This is a genomic window from Vibrio sp. 1CM23M (assembly GCF_023161755.1).
GTDB lineage: Bacteria > Pseudomonadota > Gammaproteobacteria > Enterobacterales > Vibrionaceae > Vibrio > Vibrio coralliirubri.
The window spans coordinates 1,163,891-1,184,054 of the sequence record NZ_JALNTR010000002.1 but is presented as its reverse complement, the minus strand read 5'-3'; the positions used below and the strand labels follow the sequence as shown (position 1 = coordinate 1,184,054).

The following is a 20,164-nucleotide window of genomic DNA, read 5'->3' as shown; positions in this document are numbered from 1 at the left end:
AGTGGCAGATAATAGTCAAACAACAGATTTAACCGTAAGCGATAGCAACGACCATGCACTTATTGCAGGCTCTGAGCTAGACGGAGAAGGGCAAAATCCCGATCTAGGTGAACGCAGTTCATCGAAGTTCGATATGGCTGTCGGTGATCTTGATTTACTTCGTCAGGTCGTCTTAGTCCTTTCTATCTCTATCTGTGTAGCGCTGATTGTGATGCTGTTTTTCTGGGTAAAAGAGCCAGAAATGCGTCCATTAGGGGCTTACGAAACAGAAGAATTGATCCCCGTTCTTGATTACTTAGATCTGCAAAAGATCGATTACACGCTTGAAGGCAATACCATCTCAGTACCGGCGAGTGAGTACAACTCATTAAAGCTTAATATGGTACGAGCGGGTTTGAATCAAGAGCGAAACGCGGGTGATGACATCCTCATGCAAGACATGGGTTTTGGTGTATCACAACGTTTAGAACAAGAACGCCTTAAATTAAGCCGCGAAAGACAACTTGCCAAAGCCATTGAGCAGATGAAACAGGTGCGTAAAGCTCAGGTTTTATTGGCCCTGCCGAAGCAGAGTGTTTTTGTACGTCATAATCAAGAAGCCTCTGCTTCTGTATTCCTAACTCTAAAAACAGGTACTAACCTCAAGCAGCAAGAAGTTGATTCTGTTGTGGATATGGTGGCAAGTGCCGTTCCGGGAATGAAAACCTCACGTATTACGGTGACCGATCAGCATGGTCGATTGTTGAGCTCAGGCTCTCAAGACCCTATGTCAGCGGCGCGTCGTAAAGAACACGAGTTAGAGCGCAATCAAGAACAAGCGCTGCGTGAAAAAATTGACTCCATCCTGATTCCTATTCTTGGGTTTGGTAACTACACCGCTCAGGTTGATATCCAGCTCGATTTCAGTGCTGTGGAGCAAACCAGAAAACGTTTTGATCCGAATACACCGGCGACTCGAAGTGAATACACCTTAGAAGATTACAACAATGGAAATACGGTGGCGGGTATTCCGGGTGCGTTGAGTAACCAGCCTCCAGCGGATGCCTCAATTCCACAAGATGTGGCTCAGATGAAAGACGGCGCGATGACAGGTCAAGGCTCTGTTCACAAAGAAGCGACTCGAAACTTTGAGCTAGACACCACTATCAGTCATGAACGTAAACAGAGCGGCACGGTTAACCGCCAGACGGTTTCTGTTGCGATCAAAGACCGTCAATCCTTGAACCCAGATACGGGTGAAGTGATTCATACTCCGATCCCGGCTAGCGAGATCAATGCGATTCGCCAAGTATTGATTGGTACGGTGGGCTTTGATGAAACTCGTGGTGATTTGCTCAACGTATTAAGCATGCAGTTTGCACCTCAAGTAACAGATGTTGTTGCTGATGTACCAATCTGGGAGCATCCAAATTTCAATGATTGGGTTCGTTGGTTTGCAAGTGCCTTGGTTATTATTGTGGTGGTGTTGGTACTTGTTCGCCCTGCAATGAAGAAACTGCTTAACCCAGCAGCAGACAACGATGAACAGATGTACGGCCCTGATGGTATGCCAATTGGTGCCGACGGCGAAACCAGCTTAATTGGTGGTGATATTGAAGGTGGTGAGCTGTTTGAATTTGGTTCAAGCATCGACTTACCAAACCTTCATAAAGACGAGGACGTGCTGAAAGCAGTACGTGCACTTGTAGCGAATGAACCAGAGCTAGCAGCTCAAGTAGTTAAGAATTGGATGGTAGATGGCTAACGAAATAGTTCCACAACAAACTGAAGGCGGTGAAGTGCTTGATGTCTCTAGCGTGGATATCGGCTCTATCTCTGGCGATGAGCGTGCTGCGATCTTGTTGCTCAGTTTAAATGAAGAAGATGCTGCTGGTATTATTCGTCACCTAGAACCAAAGCAGGTTCAGCGTGTGGGTAGTGCGATGGCGCGAGCTACAGACCTATCCCAAGAGAAAGTAGGCGCAGTGCACCGTGCTTTCTTAGATGATATTCAGAAGTACACCAACATTGGTATGGGCAGCGAAGACTTCATGCGTAATGCGCTAGTTGCTGCTCTGGGTGAAGACAAGGCGAACAACCTTGTTGACCAAATTCTTCTCGGCACAGGTTCGAAAGGTTTGGATTCGCTCAAGTGGATGGATCCTCGTCAGGTGGCGAGCATTATCATCAACGAGCACCCTCAAATTCAAACCATTGTGTTGTCGTACCTCGATGCCGATCAATCGGCTGAGATCTTGTCTCAGTTCCCAGAGCGAGTTCGTCTGGATCTTATGATGCGTATTGCCAACCTTGAAGAAGTTCAACCTTCGGCGCTTGCTGAACTGAACGAAATCATGGAGAAACAGTTCGCGGGTCAAGCGGGTGCTCAAGCAGCCAAAATTGGTGGCCTGAAAGCCGCGGCTGAGATCATGAACTACATGGACAACAACGTGGAAGGCGTCTTGATGGATCAAATCCGTGACCAAGACGAAGACATGGCAACACAGATTCAAGATCTGATGTTTGTCTTTGAAAACCTTATTGAAGTTGATGATCAAGGTGTTCAACGACTATTACGTGATGTTCCACAAGACATTCTACAGAAAGCACTTAAAGGTGCCGATGAAGGTCTACGCGAGAAGATCTTCAAGAACATGTCTAAACGTGCTGCCGATATGATGAGAGACGATATTGAGGCGATGCCGCCAGTCAAAGTCTCTGATGTTGAAGCGGCTCAGAAAGAGATTTTGGGTATTGCGAGGAAGATGGCAGACAGTGGCGAAATTATGCTGTCTGGTGGCGCCGACGAGTTCCTTTAATACAGAAACCTCAAAAGCCCCACACTGTTGGGGCTTTTCTTTATCCAATCTCGAACCACAGATTAACTCAGTTTAACTGCTTGAATTCACAATACAGTTAAGCCACTCATAGATAGGTACTGATATGTCAGGTGATAGAAAACGCGGCTTCCTTCGCCCTGAAGAAGATAATACGGTTGCCCAACCTCAGAAATGGGGGCTGCCTGACTACACCTCTGATGTGAGCAAACAAGCCAAAGAAACCGCCTTTAACTACGACCCTAGTTGGATGCCAACGGTTGAAGAAGCCATTGAAGATGAAGAGCTGGTTCTGACTGAAGAGCAAATCGAACTGATCAAACAAGGCGCTTATCAGGAAGGTCTGCATCAAGGTCAAGAAGCGGGCTTTAAGCAAGGTTATGAAAAAGGTAAAGAAGAAGGTTTTGCCGCAGGTCACGAAGAAGGCAACGAAGCCGGCAAGCTTGAAGGTGTAACCGCGGGTCAAGAATACATTCAACAACAAGTGGCCGTCTTCATGGGGCTGGCAAACCAGTTCGCTCAACCATTAGAGCTGATGAACGCTCAGGTGGAGAAACAATTGGTCGACATGGTGCTTACCATGGTCAAAGAAGTGGTTCATGTTGAAGTGCAAACCAATCCACAAATTATATTAGATACCGTTAAAGAATCGGTAGAGTCTTTGCCGATCTCTGGTCACGCAATCACATTGAAACTCAATCCGGAAGATGTGGCGATCATTCGCTCTGCGTATGGCGAGACTGAATTGGACTGCCGTAATTGGACGCTGGTCGCAGAGCCAGCACTCAACCGTGGTGATGTACAAATTGAAGCGGGTGAGTCGAGCGTTAACTACCGCATGGAAGATCGCGTAAAGAACGTCATTCAAAACTTCTGCGGCGCAAATCGTCACCAAGGTCATGAGTAATGCTTGAGTTAGCGAATCGTCTCAGTCAGTACAAGGTCGAGGGGCTAAAATCGCGACCAATTGCCTCTGGTAAATTAGTACGCGTTGTTGGCTTAACGCTTGAAGCGACCGGCTGCAAAGCGCCAATCGGCAGTTTGTGTTTAGTCGAAACCATGTCTGGTCAGATGGAAGCCGAAGTCGTCGGTTTCTCTGGCGATAACCTATTTTTGATGCCGAGTGAACAAATCACTGGGATCTTACCTGGCGCTCGCGTCACACCAATGACCACCGAAAGTGGTATCCCTGTCGGAATGGAACTGCTCGGTCGAGTGATTGACGGCGTCGGTAATCCACTCGACGGGTTAGGTCCAATCTATACCGAGCAACGCGCTTCCTTTAATGCGGAGCCAATCAACCCGTTAGCTCGTAAACCGATTTCTGAACCACTCGATGTCGGCTTGAAAGCGATTAATGGTTTGCTAACCGTAGGTAAAGGGCAACGTATCGGTCTGTTTGCTGGCTCTGGTGTCGGTAAATCCGTAACTCTGGGCATGATGACTCGAGGCACTACTGCGCAAGTGGTGGTGGTCGGTCTAATCGGTGAGCGTGGACGAGAAGTTAAAGAGTTTATTGAAGAAATTCTTGGTGAAGATGGCCGCAAGCGTTCGGTTGTTGTTGCCGCTCCTGCCGACTCATCGCCATTGATGCGCTTAAAAGGCTGTCAAACCGCGTTGGCTGTCGCCGAGTACTTCCGCGACCAAGGCTTAGATGTTCTGCTACTCATGGATTCATTGACCCGTTTTGCTCAGGCTCAGCGTGAAATTGCTCTGTCTGTGGGGGAGCCGCCAGCAACCAAAGGTTATCCGCCATCAGTCTTCGCTAAGCTTCCTGCGCTGGTGGAACGAGCAGGTAATGGTAATGATGAGCAAGGTTCAATCACGGCCTTCTTTACCGTGTTAACCGAAGGCGATGACCTACAAGATCCGATTGCCGATGCGTCGCGAGCAATTCTCGATGGTCACGTTGTGTTATCTCGTGAGATGGCTGATGCCGGTCATTATCCTGCGATTGACGTTGAGAAATCCGTCAGTCGTGTTATGCCGCAAATCACCACTGAAGAACATGTCTTGATGTCGAAAGCGGTAAGGCAAGTGCTGTCTATCTGCCGTAAAAACCAAGATTTGGTGTCGATTGGTGCTTACAAGCCAGGAACGGATCCAGCAATCGATAGTGCCTTCACGTTGAAACCAAAACTGGATGAGTACTTGCAGCAGAAGATGAAAGAAACGGTCCCATATGACATGTGCGTCAACATGTTGAAACATGTATTGGGTGGCTAACGGGTGAATAAGGTTAGTCATGGATAACGCATTAGAATTTTTGCTCGGTCAAGCCAAAGATCAAGAGAACCAAGCTGTACTTGCGCTAAACAAAGCGAACTCGGAGCTGCAAGGTTACTACGAGCAGGTTGCGCAGATTGAAAAGTATCGACTCGATTACTGTCAGCAGCTCGTTGACCGCGGCAAGGCTGGCTTAACGGCGAGCCAATATGGTCACCTGAACCGCTTCTTAACTCAGTTGGATGAAACATTATCCAAGCAGAGAGAAGCCGAGCACCACTTTAAAAATCAAGTCGATAACTGCCAAAACTACTGGATGGAGTTACGCAAAAAACGTAAATCCTACGAGTGGTTGATGGAGAAAAAGCAGAAAGAGAAAGCAAAGCTGCAAGATCGAAGAGAACAAAAGCAAATGGATGAGTTCTCGACTCTGTTATACAGCCGAAAGAAGATGTGATCCTAAGCCACGAATGACGTCAGTGCTGTTCTCGATATTGTGAGAACCGAACTTATAGGCATGTTTCTTGCTCCGTTTTATATAAAATTGCGCGTTATGCCCACCAAAGGCATGAAAAGCATCCGACTTTCTTTTTGTTGCCTGATTCATGGCAGCAAAGCTGGTAGATAGAGCTTGTATATATGAATGTTAGTCTTTCCTCAAATTCAGCGACCAACAAAACGTCATCGTTGTTGGACACCGGTTCTGCCTCCTCCAAGGTAGAAGAAACCGGCGACTCTAAAGGTTTCTTTGAGTCCTTTAAAGAAGCGCTTGGCTTTGAAGAAAGTGGCAGTAAAGCCGCAGCAAAAGACACAGAAAGCACCGCGAACCCTGATGCTAAACAGGCCTCTACCGAAGGTGAAGCCTCAGCCGAAACGAACAAAGCCGATTCAGCTGAATCAAAGGCTACTGACGAAGTGAGCGAAGCGCAAAGCAAGCAAGCAGCTTCAGAAGTAGAAGGCGAGAAAGCTGCTGATAAAACATCAGCAGAGGCTGCGTCTGGATCTGAGGCTAAGCTCAAAGCCAATTCGGGCACTGATAGCACTGTCGCTGATAAGACCGTCGCAGATAAGGCAGATGGTAAAGATGCGCAGGCTACAACTAACGAATCTAAAGAACATATTGCTCAATCCCAAACTCAGGGTCCAACAGCTGTAGATGGTGCTACGCAGGCATCGCAAGCCAATGCAGCGATGAGTGAAGGCAATAAATTGCTTGGTCAATTGGATGAGGCAAACAAAACTCTAAATCAAGCGCCAAACGGCAAAGGCTTGCCTCAGCAAGGTCAGGCAGAACAAGCCCAAGGTAATATCACCGGTGCTTCTGTTGCAGGAGCTTCCGTTACGGATAAGGCGACACAACAAGCTAAGGTTGCACATCAAGAGAAGAGCCTTGAAGTCGATTCTGAAATCGCTGTACTTACCGGAGGTAAGGGTGTTTCTCAGCTAACTGATGCTGAAATTCGACAGCTGATGGATAAAGGCGTCACTCCAGAACAAATTGAAGCCAGTATGAGCCGAGAGCTGAGCCAAAAGAATGCAGCTAGTGCGGTTGCTGCCGATCAGAGTCAAGCATTATCAGCCGCGGATATTGAACTGGCAAAGCAAGTAGATGCCCATACCAAAGCGCTAAACCAATTGAATGGACAAATCGAATCAGAGCAGTCTGTTGTCGATAGCTTGCTTCAGAAGCAACAAAGTGGTGCTAAGTTGACTGTTGATGAGCAAGCCGCTTTGGCTAAAGCGAGCTCTAACCTAGACCTGTTGAATCAACAGCTCGCAAACGTTCAACAACAAGCAACAGCTCTGCTAAGTCAAGCTCCGGCTGCGAACAGTGCGTCTGGTGAACCCGCTGCTATCGATTGGGATAATACGGATTCAAGCGAAACTAAAGCCTTAGCTGCGGCAGCATCAACAGCAGCTGTAGCGACGGCGGCACAACAAGTGTCAGCGCAGGCTGCTTCTCAATCAGCAAACAATGCTCTTACGGAAAAGGCGGCAATGCTGCACGCCAATAATGCACATGCAGCTCAACAAGCTAATGTGGCTTCACCTCAGCAGCAAGCAACGTTGGATCCAGCTTTAACCGCGCAAGGTATGGCGATGAATGCAACGCCAGCTGCCACAAAAGCCGGCTCGACTGATACGCTTCTTAAAGCGGGCGCCGGTGCAGCAGCACTGTCTGGTTTGGGTAAAGCGGGTGCTAAAGAAGATTCTAAAGATTCAACCTTTGCTCAGCAGATCGCTTCTGCAGCTGGTGCACAAGGTACGGCAACGGTGGGTTCAGCACCTACGCGAGCTGAAATTCAAGCTGCTCAACAAGCACCTTTACAGCTCACCAAAGAGCTAGCCAATGAGCAAGTGGCTGAAAAAGTACAAATGATGATGTCTAAGAACCTCAAGAACTTGGACATCCGTCTCGACCCACCAGAACTCGGCCAAATGAAAATCCGCATGACCATGAATAATGACGTGGCAAACGTGCACTTTACGGTGAGTAATCAGCAAGCGAGAGATGTGATTGAACAAACCTTACCTCGCTTGAGAGAGATGCTTGCTCAGCAAGGTCTGCAGCTTGCCGATTCGTCTGTTCAACAACAGAACTCCGGTCAGGGACAAGATAGATACAACAATGGTGAGCAACAATCCGGCGCTAACCGCACAAATGATACGCAAGGTGATGAAAACCTTGATAGTGGCAGCAATCTTGAATTGAATGTCGCATCAAAGCGTGATGGAATTAGTTATTATGCCTAATATCAGGCTAAGAACGCTTAGTTAATCGAAAGAACAGGAAGTTAGAGTAAAGTATGGCAGAAGAACAAGATGCACCTAAAGGGAAGAGCAAGCTCCTTATAATCATTATTGCCGTAGTCGTGTTACTGCTTGGTATAGGTGGTGCGCTGTACTTTTTCTTAGGTTCTGACGATAGCGCCTCTGAATCTCAGTCTCAGCCAACAACGGCTGTGGTCGCTGCAGAGCCTGTTATGTATGTTAATATTCCACAGCCCTTCTTGTTTAATGTGACAGGTGACAAAAAAGATCGCCTAGTTCAGATAAAAGCACAGCTCATGGTACGTGGCAGTAAGAATGAAGACCTAGCTCGTTACCACTCTCCACTTGTAGAAAGTACGCTATTGGCCACGTTTGCTTCGGCAACGGTCGATCAATTGCGCTCACCAACCGGACGAGTTGAACTGCGTGACAAGGCAACAGAAGATATTAAAGCAAGCCTGGCTCAAGCTGTTGGCCAGCCTGTGATTGAAAAAGTGTTATTCACTGACTTCGTAATTCAATAGGTAATTTGTGACCGATTTATTAAGCCAAGACGAAATTGATGCGCTGTTACATGGCGTTGATGATGTTGAAGAAGTTGAAGATGTCTTAGAAACCGAAAATGACAATGCGGTCAATTTCGACTTCTCATCTCAAGATCGAATCGTCCGTGGTCGAATGCCGACCCTTGAACTTATTAACGAGCGCTTCGCACGTCATATGCGTATCAGCTTGTTTAATATGTTACGTAAAACGGCTGAAGTGTCGATCAACGGCGTACAAATGATGAAGTTTGGTGAGTACCAAAACACATTGTATGTACCCACCAGTTTAAACATGGTTCGTTTCCGTCCACTGAAAGGTACGGCACTCATCACCATGGAAGCTCGTCTGGTTTTCATTCTCGTAGAGAACTTTTTTGGCGGTGATGGTCGTTTCCACGCCAAGATTGAAGGTCGTGAATTCACGCCTACTGAAAGACGAATCATTCAGTTACTGCTGAAAATTGTTTTTGAAGATTACAAAGAAGCTTGGTCTCCAGTGATGGGGGTTGAGTTTGAATACTTGGATTCTGAAGTGAACCCAAGTATGGCGAACATTGTGAGCCCAACCGAAGTGATTGTTGTGAGTTCGTTCCACATTGAAGTAGATGGCGGTGGTGGTGACTTCCACGTTGTCATGCCTTACTCCATGGTTGAGCCGATCCGTGAATTGCTTGATGCGGGTGTTCAATCAGACAAGATGGAAACCGATGTTCGTTGGAGTACCGCACTGCGTGATGAGATCATGGATGTGCCCGTCAACTTCCGTGTGAATTTGCTAGAGCAAGATATTTCCCTTCGTGATCTGATGGAGCTACGCCCTGGTGATGTTATCCCAATGAACATGCCTGAACACGCAACCATGTTTGTCGAAGAACTGCCGACTTATCGTGTGAAAATGGGCCGTTCTGGTGAGAAGCTTGCAGTTCAGATTTCGGAAAAAATTCAAAGACCCCATGTGGTTAAAACTGATCTCGCTTTTCTAGGTAAAGACTTAATGTCTGAACTCGAAAACAGCGATGATGACGAATAGAAAAATAGATAAAAGTATAGGAATTGGTAATGGAACCTAGTGAAGATCAAAAGCTAGCAGACGAATGGGCTGCAGCACTTGGTGAAGATCCTTCAGCGCCGTCAATTGATGTTGATGATGTGCTTGCGGCACCACTTGATGAGCTAACCGATTCATCATCTCCGATTTCTGAAGATGAGCGTCGTAAGCTGGATACCATTATGGATATTCCAGTGACTATTTCAATGGAAGTTGGCCGCTCTCAGATCAGTATCCGTAACTTACTTCAATTGAACCAAGGCTCGGTTGTTGAGCTTGATCGAATTGCTGGTGAGTCACTGGATGTGATGGTTAACGGTACTCTGATTGCTCACGGTGAAGTGGTTGTAGTAAACGACAAATTTGGTATTCGTTTGACTGACGTTATTAGCCAAACAGAACGAATTAAGAAGCTGCGTTAATGAGCTTTTTGTCTCAAAGACTGGCGGGCTCTTTTCTCGGAATGACAGGTTTGTTACGAGGAATCTTGGGAGTAGGGCTATTAACGGTTCCTTCCATTGCTTTTGCAGCAACACCGCCTTCTCTTGATTTAGCGACCACCTTTGGGTCGCTAATTTTCGTTATAGCCTTCATTTTATTTATTGCTTGGCTACTCAAGCGAATGCAAGTGCCTGCGATGTCGAATCAACAAGGTTTGGCGATTGTTAGGCAAATCCCTGTTGGTACTAAAGAGCGTATCGCTATTGTGCAAGCGGGTGATGAACAGTTCTTGGTAGGGATTACCACACAATCGATTCAGCTGATCTCTAAGCTCGATAAACCTCTTACTCAGGAGATGCTGGAAAAAAGTACATTTTCAAGTCAGCTTTCCCAGCTAATAAAAAAAGATGCAAACAAGTAACGGACTTTTGAACTCCTCTTACTTTCACCAAGCCGGAGCTTTCCGAGCGGTGAAAGTGATGTTGGTTCAGCTTATTCTTCTATGCTCAATCGTATTCAGTGTGTCGGTATTTGCACAAGCTGAAGACGGCACAGTCATTCCTGCAAATACCGCTGGCTCAGAGTCGGTGACTATCAGCACGATGGAACAAGACCAAGCCAAATCGACAACCATGACCACGGGCAGCTTAACTGGCAATGGTGGCGGCATACCTGCCTTTACCATGACAACCAATGCCAATGGCGGCGAAGACTACTCGATTAACCTGCAAATTCTCGCGTTAATGACCATGCTTGGCTTCTTGCCGGCGATGGTGATTTTGATGACGTCGTTCACTCGTATTGTGGTTGTGATGTCTATCTTGCGTCAGGCGATGGGTCTACAACAAACGCCGTCTAACCAAGTCATTATTGGTATCGCGATATTCTTGACCTTCTTCATCATGTCGCCAGTGATTAATCAAGTTAACGAACAAGCAGTTCAGCCTTATCTTAATGAACAGATATCGGCACGACAGGCATTTGATGTTGCCCAAGAACCGATTAAGTCCTTCATGCTCAAACAGACTCGAATCAAAGATCTTGAAACCTTTGTTGAGATTTCTGGTGCGGAAGTGACTAACCCTGAAGATGTTTCGATGGCGGTTCTGATTCCAGCATTTATCACATCGGAATTAAAAACGGCTTTCCAAATCGGCTTTATGCTGTTCTTGCCTTTCCTAATCATCGACTTGGTGGTGGCATCGGTATTGATGGCTATGGGTATGATGATGTTGTCACCGATGATTGTATCGCTGCCGTTTAAGTTGATGCTGTTTGTTCTTGTTGATGGCTGGAACTTGATACTCTCCACACTCGCCGGCAGTTTTGCCTTGTAGCTGGGGGAATAATGAATCCTGAAATATTCGTAGAGTTGTTCCGAGATGCCCTTTGGATGGTATTAATCATGGTTTGCGCCATCATTATTCCTAGCCTGCTGATCGGTTTGGTTGTGGCTGTTTTCCAAGCTGCGACCTCAATCAACGAACAAACACTGAGTTTCCTGCCGCGTTTGATCGTAACTTTGTTGGCGTTGATGCTATTCGCACACTGGATGACCCAGATGATGATGGAGTTCTTTTTTGAGCTCATCGAACGCTTGCCGCAAGTTCTGTATTAAACCGTTATGGAATACCCAACGAGCCTTGTACTAGAGTGGTTAGCCAATTATTTTTGGCCATACACTCGCATCTCAGCGATGCTGATGGTGATGACGGTAACAGGGGCACGCTTTGTGTCTCCGCGTATTCGTCTGTATTTAGGTTTGGCGATTACTTTTGCGGTGATGCCTGCGATTCCGGCCGTTCCCAAAGAGATTGAACTTCTGTCCTTTCAAGGCTTCCTAACAGTCTTTGAGCAAATCGTGATTGGCGTGGCCATGGGCTTTGTTACCCAGTTCATGATTCAAACCTTTGTTATGCTGGGTCAGATCCTCGGCATGCAATCGAGCTTGGGTTTCGCCTCAATGGTTGACCCGGCTAACGGGCAAAACACGCCTGTACTTGGTCAATTGTTCATGCTGCTAGCGACCATGTTCTTCTTGGCGACCGATGGTCACTTGAAAATGCTGCAGCTGGTGGTGTTTAGCTTTAAGACTTTGCCGATTGGCAGTGGCTCTCTGACCTCAGTCGATTTTCGAGAGCTCGCATTGTGGCTCGGTATCATGTTCAAAACGGCATTGGCGATGTCCTTATCGGGCATTATCGCGCTGCTAACGATTAACCTCTCTTTTGGTGTAATGACGCGTGCGGCACCTCAGTTAAACATCTTTTCTTTGGGTTTTGCATTTGCGCTACTCGTGGGTCTGTTGCTTTGTTGGTACATCCTTGGCGGCTTGTATAGTCACTATGAGCTATTCTGGATGCAGGGCGAACAACAGATATGTCGTCTAATCCGGTTAGATTGCTAGGAGACTGAAATGGCAGAGTCAGACGGTCAAGAACGCACAGAAGACGCCACGCCCAAACGCTTGCAACAGGCCAAAGAGAAAGGGCAGGTTGCAAGGTCAAAAGAGCTAGCGTCAGCGTCGGTACTTATTGTCGGTGCAATTGCATTAATGTGGTTTGGCGAATCGATGGCGAAGGCTTTGTTCGAGGCGATGCAACGCCTGTTCTCTTTGAGTCGCGACGAAATTTTTGACACTAACAAACTTCTAGAAATTGCCGGTGGTGCACTGGTGAACCTGCTGTTCCCGCTGTTTTTGATACTGATAACCTTGTTTGTTGCTGCCGTCATCGGCGCTGCGGGTGTCGGTGGGATTAACTTCTCAATGCAAGCGGCGATGCCAAAGGCGTCTAAGCTCAACCCACTGAGTGGTATCAAGCGTATGTTTGGCCTGCAAAGTTGGGTTGAACTGCTCAAGTCTATTCTTAAAGTAGCGCTCGTATCGGGGATGGCGATTTATCTGATTCAAGCCTCTCAGCATGATTTAATGCAGCTGAGTATGGATGTGTACCCGCAGAACATCTTTCATGCCTTGGATATCTTGCTCAATTTCATCCTGTTGATCAGCTGCTCACTGCTGATTGTGGTGGCGATTGATATCCCGTTCCAGATCTGGCAACACGCCGATCAATTGAAGATGACCAAACAAGAAGTCAAAGACGAATTCAAAGACACTGAAGGTAAGCCGGAAGTGAAAGGCCGAATTCGTATGCTTCAAAGGGAAGCGGCTCAGCGTCGCATGATGGCTGATGTCCCTCAAGCGGATGTGATTGTGACCAACCCGGAACACTTTTCAGTGGCGCTGCGCTACAAGCAGAATCAAGACAAAGCACCAATTGTGGTTGCTAAAGGTGTCGACCACATGGCGATGAAGATCCGAGAGATTGCGCGTGCAAACGACATCTATATAGTTCCAGCGCCGCCATTGGCGAGGGCGCTTTATCACACCACTGAGCTAGAACAACAAATTCCTGACGGTCTGTTTACGGCAGTTGCACAAGTGCTTGCATATGTCTTCCAGCTTAAACAGTACCGAAAACGAGGTGGTGAGCGACCAAAACTGCAAGATTCTAATATGCCGATCCCACCTGATTTACGTCATTAGATCAATTGCTTGAGCTCTGCGTGATGAACCCTGATAATAGCGAGCTAGCTAATCTTCCTTTTATAGAGGTGATGGCGATAATTTGACGTGAGATGTTGGTACAGTGTTTGCTGTAGTAGCCTGAACATTATAAGCCCATAGCAAACAGCCCTGACTAAGACCTAATCCACTTGTTCAGAGAGCTACAACATAGCGAAACTGTCTAGATTTATGAAATTCTCCCTGCCTTTTGTGGACAAGCTACCTAAAATCCCTAACCGTGCCATGCCTGCGATTGGTGCACCTGTTATGGTACTTGCAACGCTTGCTATGGTGGTGTTGCCCATTCCAGCTTTCTTGTTGGATATGTTCTTCACCTTCAACATTGCACTGTCTATGGTTGTGCTATTGGTATCGGTTTATACCCGCAGGCCTTTAGATTTTGCTGCATTCCCGACCGTCCTGCTGATTGCGACTCTACTTCGATTAGCCTTGAACGTTGCTTCGACACGTGTGGTATTGCTCCATGGTCACGAAGGGGGCGACGCGGCCGGTAACGTGATTGAAGCCTTCGGTAACGTGGTTATCGGTGGTAACTATGCGGTAGGTCTAGTGGTGTTCTTGATTCTTATGATCATCAACTTCATGGTTGTAACCAAAGGTGCGGGTCGTATCTCGGAAGTAAGCGCGCGTTTCACGTTAGACGCTTTACCGGGTAAACAGATGGCAATCGATGCCGACTTGAACGCAGGTTTGATCGACCAAGACCAGGCGCGTCTGAGACGTTTTGAAGTAACCAAAGAAGCTGACTTCTACGGTTCGATGGACGGTGCTTCTAAGTTTGTTAAAGGCGATGCGATCGCTGGTATCTTAATCTTATTCATCAACATCATTGGTGGATTGAGCATTGGTATGGCTCAGTTTGACCTTGGTTTTGGTGAAGCAATCGAAATCTACACGCTACTGACTATCGGTGATGGTCTGGTTGCACAAATTCCATCTCTATTACTGTCTATTGCAGCTGCGATGATGGTAACGCGCCAAAATACTGATGAAGATATGGGTGAGCAACTTGTCTTCCAGATGTTCGACAATCCAAAAGCCTTGATGATCACCGCCGCCATCCTTGGCATTATGGGTATTGTTCCTGGCATGCCGCACTTCTCATTCTTGAGTCTTGCCATCGTAGCGGGCGCGGGGGCGTATTACATCGATAAAAAGAACAAGAAGAAGGCGGAAGAACCTAATCTTCCGGCGACAGTTGAAGCGAATGGAGAAGTAGGCTCTCAGAAGGAGCTCTCTTGGGATGATGTTCAACCTGTCGATATTATTGGTTTAGAAGTGGGTTACCGTTTAATTCCTTTGGTTGATAGAGACCAAGGCGGGGAATTGCTTGAGCGTGTTAAAGGTGTGCGTAAGAAGCTGTCTCAAGACTTTGGTTTCTTGATCCCAGCGGTACACATTCGCGATAACCTAGAACTGACACCAAACAGCTACCGAATTACGTTGATGGGTGTTGCTGTGGGTGAAGCTGAGATTAAACCAGATATGGAACTCGCGATTAACCCGGGCCAAGTCTATGGCATGATCGATGGCGAGCCGACGATAGACCCTGCCTTTGGCCTTGAAGCGGTTTGGATTCGTGAAGAGCAGCGTGAACACGCACAGGCTTTAGGTTATACCGTTGTGGACTCTTCTACGGTACTGGCGACACACCTTAGCCAGCTGTTAACCAATAACGCATCGCAGCTCATTGGTCACGAAGAAGTTCAGAACCTGCTTGAGATGCTCAGCCGCTCAACACCTAAGCTGGTCGAAGGCTTTGTACCGGATCAATTGCAGTTGGGTGTGGTCGTGAAAGTGCTACAGAACCTGTTGAATGAAGCGATTCCAATTCGTGACATTCGAACCATAGTCCAAACTTTGTCGGAGTATTCTGGTAAGAGTCAAGAACCTGACATACTAACTGCGGCGGTTCGCATCTCATTGAAACGATTAATTGTTCAAGAAATCAATGGTATAGAACCAGAATTGCCAGTGATAACCTTGATTCCTGAGCTGGAACAAATCTTGCATCAAACCATGCAGGCATCCGGTGGAGAATCTGCTGGTATTGAACCTGGTTTAGCCGAACGTTTACAGACCTCCCTCAGCCACGCCACACAAGAGCAAGAGCTGAAAGGTGAGCCCGCGGTACTATTGACCTCTGGCGTGTTGCGTTCGACTCTGGCTAAGTTCGTGAAGAACACGATCCCAAGCTTACGAGTCTTGTCTTACCAAGAAATACCGGACGAAAAGCAGATACGTATCGTACAAGCTGTTGGTAATTAAGCCGCCTAATTAGAACGGACAATCGAATTGAAAATTAAACGATTTTTTGCAAAAGATATGCGAACGGCTCTGCTCCAAGTTAAAGAAGAACTTGGTTCAGAAGCGGTGATCATGTCTAACAAAAAGGTCGCAGGTGGCGTGGAAATTGTTGCCGCTATTGATGGCGAATCCAGCCCGTCGACAGCGAGCCAGAGACTAAATAAACCTCAGCAGCCTGCACAAAGCCAATATACACAAATGGCCGCGCCCGCAGCTCCTGCCGGGCGACGTCAACTAGACGATGACAAGGTTAGCCTGCAGTCGAATGCTGAAGGTGGACGCTCAATGACTAAGCGCTTTGCGAATATGCTTAAGCAATACAGTCATGGCGCCGATGATGAGCCACAACATCGTGCTGAAAATGAAGATTCATTGTCAGCATTGCTCAATCGCCAATCAAGCACGGGCCATAAGCCTCAGAGTCAAAGCAATTTGCTGTCTCATGGCCATCAGCAATCTCACGGTAACCAACAGTCTCACGGCAATCTTGATTCAGCATTTGCTCGTGAAACGGGTTTGTCTAAGTTGATTGCTGAAGACCGTAGAGTCGAGCGTCCGGCACCTCGTTTGGACCCAACACGTTACGATCGTGGTCGAGAGAACACGCAGTCCAAAGGTTCTGATACTGAAATGGAAACGATGCGCGAAGAGATGACCTCAATTCGTCGTTTGTTAGAGCATCAAGTATCCGGGTTAATGTGGCAAGAAGTTGAGCGTCGTGAACCGCTCAGAGCCATGCTTATTAAGCGCCTTGAGCGTATGGGTGTATCTGCAGAGCTTGCCGATCAAATGGCGTGTTACATTCCTGAAGATACTAAACCTGCACGTGCGTGGAAGGCTTTGTTAGCTCTGGTTGCTGACCAAATCTCCGTTACACAAAAAGATATTTTAAAACGCGGCGGTATTGTGGCTCTACTTGGCCCAACTGGCGTGGGTAAAACAACGACTGTTGCAAAGCTAGCTGCACGTGCTGCCATGGAATATGGCGCCGATAACGTCGCACTAGTGACAACTGATACATATCGTATAGGTGCACATGAGCAGTTATCGATCTATGGTCGAATTATGGGTTGTCCTGTAAGAGTTGCTAAAGATTCTAGCGAACTGGCCGATGTAATATATCAGTTACGTAATCGTCGCCTGATTCTGGTCGATACTGCAGGTATGGGACAACGAGATGTTCGCCTATCTGAGCAGTTAGACACATTGATGCAAGAGAGTGGTTCCGTTATCAATAGCTACCTTGTGTTGCCTGCAACCGCGCAACGCAAAGTGCTACAAGAAACAATTGAACACTTTAGAAGAATCCCGTTGTCGGGATGCATCATGACTAAGCTGGATGAATCCCTAAGTCTAGGTGAATTCATCAGTGTCGTAATACAAAATGCATTACCAGTTGCTTACATAGCAAATGGTCAACGAGTTCCTGAAGATATCGTTATAGCTCAGCCAAAGTACATGATTGCTAAGGCTAATGAGCTATTAGAAAAATCTACAGAGAATGAACCTCATTACTGGAATAGCGATTCTGAAGGACTCTAGGCGGCGGATAAATATGAATGAAAATATGATACACGATCAAGCTAGCGGCCTCCGTCGCTTAACGAAGCCTTCAATCACGAAAGTTATCGCTGTAACTGGCGGTAAGGGTGGGGTAGGTAAATCTAATGTGACGTTAGGTATGGCTATTTGCATGGCTCGCCAAGGCAAAAAAGTCATGGTACTGGATGCCGATTTAGGATTGGCTAACGTCGACATCATGCTGGGCATTCGTTCTAAACGAAACCTAGGACATGTTTTGGCGGGTGAGTGTGAACTTAAGGATGCGATTGTCGAAGGGCCGTACGGAATTAAGATAATTCCAGCGACATCGGGTACACAAAGCATGACTGAACTTTCGCATGCTCAACATGCTGGTTTGATTCGAGCGTTCGGTTCTCTTGAAGATGAGATGGATATCTTGTTAGTCGATACGGCAGCAGGTATTTCGGACATGGTGATCAGCTTCTCAAGAGCGGCGCAAGACGTGGTTGTTGTGGTATGTGATGAACCTACCTCGATCACGGATGCATATGCTTTGATTAAGCTTTTAAGTAGAGAACACCACGTTCAGCGATTCAAAGTTGTTGCAAATATGGTCAGAAGCTACCGCGAAGGCCGAGAATTATTTGCAAAGTTGACTTTGGTCACAGAGCGCTTCTTGAATGTGAGCCTCGAACTCGTAGCATGTATTCCTTTAGATGATAAAGTACGTCAATCAGTCAAGAGACAGAAAATCGTAGTCGATGCGTTTCCTCGCTCTCCAGCTGCATTGGCAATCAGCTCTTTGGCTAACAAAGCATTGACCTGGCCAATACCAAAAACACCAAGTGGACACCTGGAGTTCTTTGTTGAAAGGCTGCTGAATCGTACTGAATTTATAGAGGAACCATTTGGTGAATAAAGCGCTTACTTACGACCAACACGCTAATCACAATAGCCAACAGGCTTTTTTTGAGAAGTATTCTGTGTTGGTTAAACGTATCGCTCATCACTTGTTGGGGCGATTACCGCCTAATGTATTGGTTGATGACTTAATTCAAGCGGGCATGATCGGCTTGATTGAGGCGCAACAAAACTATGATGGTACCAAAGGCGCAAGCTTTGAGACGTATGCTGGTATTCGGATTCGTGGCGCAATGTTGGATGACATTCGCCGTGGGGACTGGGTACCGAGATCGGTTCATAAAAACAATCGAGAAATCAGCAGTGCAATCGCGGAATTAGAGGGAACCCTCAACCGTGACCCGAGCGATGCCGAAGTGGCAAAACACATGGGGCTCAGCTTAGAGCAATATCACAGCGCTTTAACTGACATTAATTGCTCAAGACTGGTTGGAATCGAAGATTTAGGCGTCTCAGATGATGTAATATCTCCGAATGAAGACTCTCAAGATAATACGCCTTTTCAAGGGGTTGCTGATGAGTCATTCCGCCAAGCTTTGATCGATTCGATAAAACAACTTCCGGAAAGAGAAGGCCTTGTGCTTTCGCTTTATTACGACGAAGAACTCAATTTAAAAGAGATTGGGGAAGTGTTAGGTGTCAGCGAATCTCGTGTCAGCCAAATACTGAGCCAATCTATGCAGCGTTTACGCACTAAGTTAAGTGCTTGGACACAGAACGACTAACAACACTGATCCTATTCAGTGGAGGCTAATTTGAACAAAAACATGAAAATTCTCATTGTTGATGATTTTTCAACGATGCGCCGAATTGTTAAAAACCTACTTCGCGATTTAGGTTTCAACAACACTCAAGAAGCAGATGATGGCTTGACCGCGTTACCTATGCTGAAAAAAGGCGAATTTGATTTCGTGGTAACTGACTGGAACATGCCAGGCATGCAAGGGATTGACCTGCTTAAACACATTCGCGCAGACGCAGAACTTAAGCACCTTCCAGTGCTTATGATTACAGCTGAAGCGAAGCGTGAGCAGATCATCGAAGCTGCGCAAGCGGGTGTTAATGGTTACATTGTGAAGCCTTTCACTGCTGCAACGCTGAAAGAGAAACTTGATAAGATTTTTGATCGCTTATAAGCATCAATAAATTTAGGCACTTCTAGGTAAACACTGACTGATAAGTTATCTGTTTATCTTGATAGCCTAAGCGCACAAAGTATGCGGAGTAAGGCCGAATTCAGGATGATTTCATTAGAACAAGCAAAAAAATTAGTAGAGCTGCTTGAGAACGATGAGCAGCAAAATGCTGATTCTCTTGTGAGAAGCATTTATGAAGATAACTTTAGTCTTCAAGACAATCCAATGCTTCAAGAAATAGGAAGTCTGACACGCGACCTCCACGACTCTTTGACTCAATTCAATTTCGATGAACGCATCAGCGTTATCGCAAATGACGAAATCCCTGATGCAAGGGATCGCCTTCAGTATGTCATTGATAAAACGGAAGTTGCGGCAAATAAGACGATGGACGCTGTCGATCGCTGTATGCCAATCGCAGACAACCTACACGAGTGTTTACTTCAAGTAAGGCCTCAATGGAATGAACTGATGCATGGCCGCATTGAGCTGTCACAATTTAAAGCTTTATGTCACCGCATTGATGGATTGCTTGTCCAAGTAGAAGGCGATAGTACTGAACTACGCGGACAATTGACTGAAATCTTGATGGCTCAGGATTTCCAAGATTTAACTGGGCAGATAATTAGCAAAGTTATTACCTTGGTGAATGAGGTGGAAGGACGTTTGGTCGAGATTCTCACGGTATTCGGTGCGAATCAAAAAGAGCCAACTCCAGAGTCAGAGAAGAAAGCATCGATTGCGCCTGAAGGTCCAATTATGAACCCAGAAGAGCGCGAAGACGCTGTCGCATCTCAAGATGAAGTCGACGATTTGTTATCCAGTCTTGGATTTTAAAG

At 46.6% G+C, this 20,164-nt stretch carries 20 protein-coding genes; all 20 read left to right on the top strand.

Annotated elements, in window-relative coordinates; all coding sequences use genetic code 11:
- The first annotated feature begins 1 nt into the window (after position 1).
- Complete coding sequence (gene fliF, locus MSG35_RS10605) at positions 2-1,744, top strand: flagellar basal-body MS-ring/collar protein FliF (RefSeq protein ID WP_248383866.1); 1,743 nt, start codon at positions 2-4, stop codon at positions 1,742-1,744.
- The gene (fliG, locus tag MSG35_RS10600; protein WP_017060682.1) at positions 1,737-2,798 is read left to right on the top strand and encodes a flagellar motor switch protein FliG; all 1,062 of its coding nucleotides are present in this window, start codon (positions 1,737-1,739) and stop codon (positions 2,796-2,798) included. The genes fliF and fliG overlap by 8 nt, the downstream gene beginning before the upstream one ends.
- A gap of 124 nt (positions 2,799-2,922) precedes the next feature.
- Positions 2,923-3,723, top strand: coding sequence for a flagellar assembly protein FliH (gene fliH, locus MSG35_RS10595; RefSeq protein WP_017060681.1), 801 nt, complete (start codon positions 2,923-2,925; stop codon positions 3,721-3,723).
- Positions 3,723-5,042: a flagellar protein export ATPase FliI gene (gene fliI / locus MSG35_RS10590; RefSeq protein ID WP_017060680.1), complete on the top strand. Its 1,320-nt coding sequence runs from the start codon at positions 3,723-3,725 to the stop codon at positions 5,040-5,042. The genes fliH and fliI overlap by 1 nt, the downstream gene beginning before the upstream one ends.
- Before the next feature lie 19 nt (positions 5,043-5,061).
- Entirely contained in the window at positions 5,062-5,499 is a 438-nt protein-coding gene (gene fliJ, locus MSG35_RS10585) for a flagellar export protein FliJ (protein ID WP_248383865.1), read from the top strand.
- Positions 5,500-5,681: 182 nt separating this feature from the next.
- Positions 5,682-7,796, top strand: a complete 2,115-nt coding sequence (locus tag MSG35_RS10580) for a flagellar hook-length control protein FliK (RefSeq protein ID WP_248383864.1) — start codon at positions 5,682-5,684, stop codon at positions 7,794-7,796.
- A gap of 53 nt (positions 7,797-7,849) precedes the next feature.
- The gene (fliL, locus tag MSG35_RS10575) at positions 7,850-8,338 is read left to right on the top strand and encodes a flagellar basal body-associated protein FliL (protein WP_050635193.1); all 489 of its coding nucleotides are present in this window, start codon (positions 7,850-7,852) and stop codon (positions 8,336-8,338) included.
- Between the two features lie 7 nt (positions 8,339-8,345).
- Complete coding sequence (gene fliM / locus MSG35_RS10570; protein ID WP_017631770.1) at positions 8,346-9,389, top strand: flagellar motor switch protein FliM; 1,044 nt, start codon at positions 8,346-8,348, stop codon at positions 9,387-9,389.
- A 29-nt stretch (positions 9,390-9,418) separates the two neighbouring features.
- Positions 9,419-9,829 (top strand): flagellar motor switch protein FliN, encoded by a 411-nt coding sequence (fliN, locus tag MSG35_RS10565; RefSeq protein WP_004739851.1) that lies wholly within the window; start codon positions 9,419-9,421, stop codon positions 9,827-9,829.
- The gene (gene fliO / locus MSG35_RS10560) at positions 9,829-10,269 is read left to right on the top strand and encodes a flagellar biosynthetic protein FliO (RefSeq protein ID WP_136982077.1); all 441 of its coding nucleotides are present in this window, start codon (positions 9,829-9,831) and stop codon (positions 10,267-10,269) included. The genes fliN and fliO overlap by 1 nt, the downstream gene beginning before the upstream one ends.
- Positions 10,256-11,185: a flagellar type III secretion system pore protein FliP gene (fliP, locus tag MSG35_RS10555; protein WP_248383863.1), complete on the top strand. Its 930-nt coding sequence runs from the start codon at positions 10,256-10,258 to the stop codon at positions 11,183-11,185. The genes fliO and fliP overlap by 14 nt, the downstream gene beginning before the upstream one ends.
- Positions 11,186-11,196: 11 nt before the next feature.
- A complete protein-coding gene (fliQ, locus tag MSG35_RS10550; RefSeq protein ID WP_029235191.1) occupies positions 11,197-11,466 on the top strand; it encodes a flagellar biosynthesis protein FliQ in 270 nt (89 codons plus the stop codon).
- A 6-nt stretch (positions 11,467-11,472) separates the two neighbouring features.
- The gene (gene fliR / locus MSG35_RS10545; protein WP_017060672.1) at positions 11,473-12,255 is read left to right on the top strand and encodes a flagellar biosynthetic protein FliR; all 783 of its coding nucleotides are present in this window, start codon (positions 11,473-11,475) and stop codon (positions 12,253-12,255) included.
- Between the two features lie 9 nt (positions 12,256-12,264).
- Complete coding sequence (gene flhB / locus MSG35_RS10540; RefSeq protein ID WP_017060671.1) at positions 12,265-13,395, top strand: flagellar biosynthesis protein FlhB; 1,131 nt, start codon at positions 12,265-12,267, stop codon at positions 13,393-13,395.
- A gap of 210 nt (positions 13,396-13,605) precedes the next feature.
- Complete coding sequence (gene flhA / locus MSG35_RS10535; protein ID WP_017064115.1) at positions 13,606-15,705, top strand: flagellar biosynthesis protein FlhA; 2,100 nt, start codon at positions 13,606-13,608, stop codon at positions 15,703-15,705.
- Between the two features lie 27 nt (positions 15,706-15,732).
- Positions 15,733-17,286, top strand: a complete 1,554-nt coding sequence (gene flhF / locus MSG35_RS10530) for a flagellar biosynthesis protein FlhF (RefSeq protein WP_248383862.1) — start codon at positions 15,733-15,735, stop codon at positions 17,284-17,286.
- 13 nt (positions 17,287-17,299) lie between these two features.
- A complete protein-coding gene (locus MSG35_RS10525; RefSeq protein ID WP_248383861.1) occupies positions 17,300-18,187 on the top strand; it encodes a MinD/ParA family protein in 888 nt (295 codons plus the stop codon).
- A complete protein-coding gene (locus MSG35_RS10520) occupies positions 18,180-18,914 on the top strand; it encodes an RNA polymerase sigma factor FliA (RefSeq protein ID WP_248383860.1) in 735 nt (244 codons plus the stop codon). The genes MSG35_RS10525 and MSG35_RS10520 overlap by 8 nt, the downstream gene beginning before the upstream one ends.
- A gap of 42 nt (positions 18,915-18,956) precedes the next feature.
- Positions 18,957-19,325 carry a chemotaxis response regulator CheY gene (gene cheY / locus MSG35_RS10515; RefSeq protein WP_016767062.1) on the top strand — a complete coding sequence of 123 codons (369 nt, stop codon included), beginning with the start codon at positions 18,957-18,959 and terminating at the stop codon, positions 19,323-19,325.
- Positions 19,326-19,430: 105 nt separating this feature from the next.
- The gene (locus tag MSG35_RS10510) at positions 19,431-20,162 is read left to right on the top strand and encodes a protein phosphatase CheZ (RefSeq protein WP_248383859.1); all 732 of its coding nucleotides are present in this window, start codon (positions 19,431-19,433) and stop codon (positions 20,160-20,162) included.
- Positions 20,163-20,164: the final 2 nt, after the last annotated feature.

What these genes read in the sequence shown, in the direction of transcription:
- fliO (WP_136982077.1), top strand. Translation starts at nt 9,829, where the DNA reads ATGAGCTTTTTGTCTCAAAGACTGGCGGGCTCTTTTCTCGGAATGACA.
- MSG35_RS10580 (WP_248383864.1), top strand. Translation starts at nt 5,682, where the DNA reads ATGAATGTTAGTCTTTCCTCAAATTCAGCGACCAACAAAACGTCATCG.
- fliJ (WP_248383865.1), top strand. Translation starts at nt 5,062, where the DNA reads ATGGATAACGCATTAGAATTTTTGCTCGGTCAAGCCAAAGATCAAGAG.
- cheY (WP_016767062.1), top strand. Translation starts at nt 18,957, where the DNA reads ATGAAAATTCTCATTGTTGATGATTTTTCAACGATGCGCCGAATTGTT.
- fliH (WP_017060681.1), top strand. Translation starts at nt 2,923, where the DNA reads ATGTCAGGTGATAGAAAACGCGGCTTCCTTCGCCCTGAAGAAGATAAT.
- fliI (WP_017060680.1), top strand. Translation starts at nt 3,723, where the DNA reads ATGCTTGAGTTAGCGAATCGTCTCAGTCAGTACAAGGTCGAGGGGCTA.
- fliP (WP_248383863.1), top strand. Translation starts at nt 10,256, where the DNA reads ATGCAAACAAGTAACGGACTTTTGAACTCCTCTTACTTTCACCAAGCC.
- flhA (WP_017064115.1), top strand. Translation starts at nt 13,606, where the DNA reads ATGAAATTCTCCCTGCCTTTTGTGGACAAGCTACCTAAAATCCCTAAC.
- fliL (WP_050635193.1), top strand. Translation starts at nt 7,850, where the DNA reads ATGGCAGAAGAACAAGATGCACCTAAAGGGAAGAGCAAGCTCCTTATA.
- flhB (WP_017060671.1), top strand. Translation starts at nt 12,265, where the DNA reads ATGGCAGAGTCAGACGGTCAAGAACGCACAGAAGACGCCACGCCCAAA.
- fliQ (WP_029235191.1), top strand. Translation starts at nt 11,197, where the DNA reads ATGAATCCTGAAATATTCGTAGAGTTGTTCCGAGATGCCCTTTGGATG.
- fliG (WP_017060682.1), top strand. Translation starts at nt 1,737, where the DNA reads ATGGCTAACGAAATAGTTCCACAACAAACTGAAGGCGGTGAAGTGCTT.
- fliN (WP_004739851.1), top strand. Translation starts at nt 9,419, where the DNA reads ATGGAACCTAGTGAAGATCAAAAGCTAGCAGACGAATGGGCTGCAGCA.
- MSG35_RS10525 (WP_248383861.1), top strand. Translation starts at nt 17,300, where the DNA reads ATGAATGAAAATATGATACACGATCAAGCTAGCGGCCTCCGTCGCTTA.
- MSG35_RS10510 (WP_248383859.1), top strand. Translation starts at nt 19,431, where the DNA reads ATGATTTCATTAGAACAAGCAAAAAAATTAGTAGAGCTGCTTGAGAAC.
- fliR (WP_017060672.1), top strand. Translation starts at nt 11,473, where the DNA reads ATGGAATACCCAACGAGCCTTGTACTAGAGTGGTTAGCCAATTATTTT.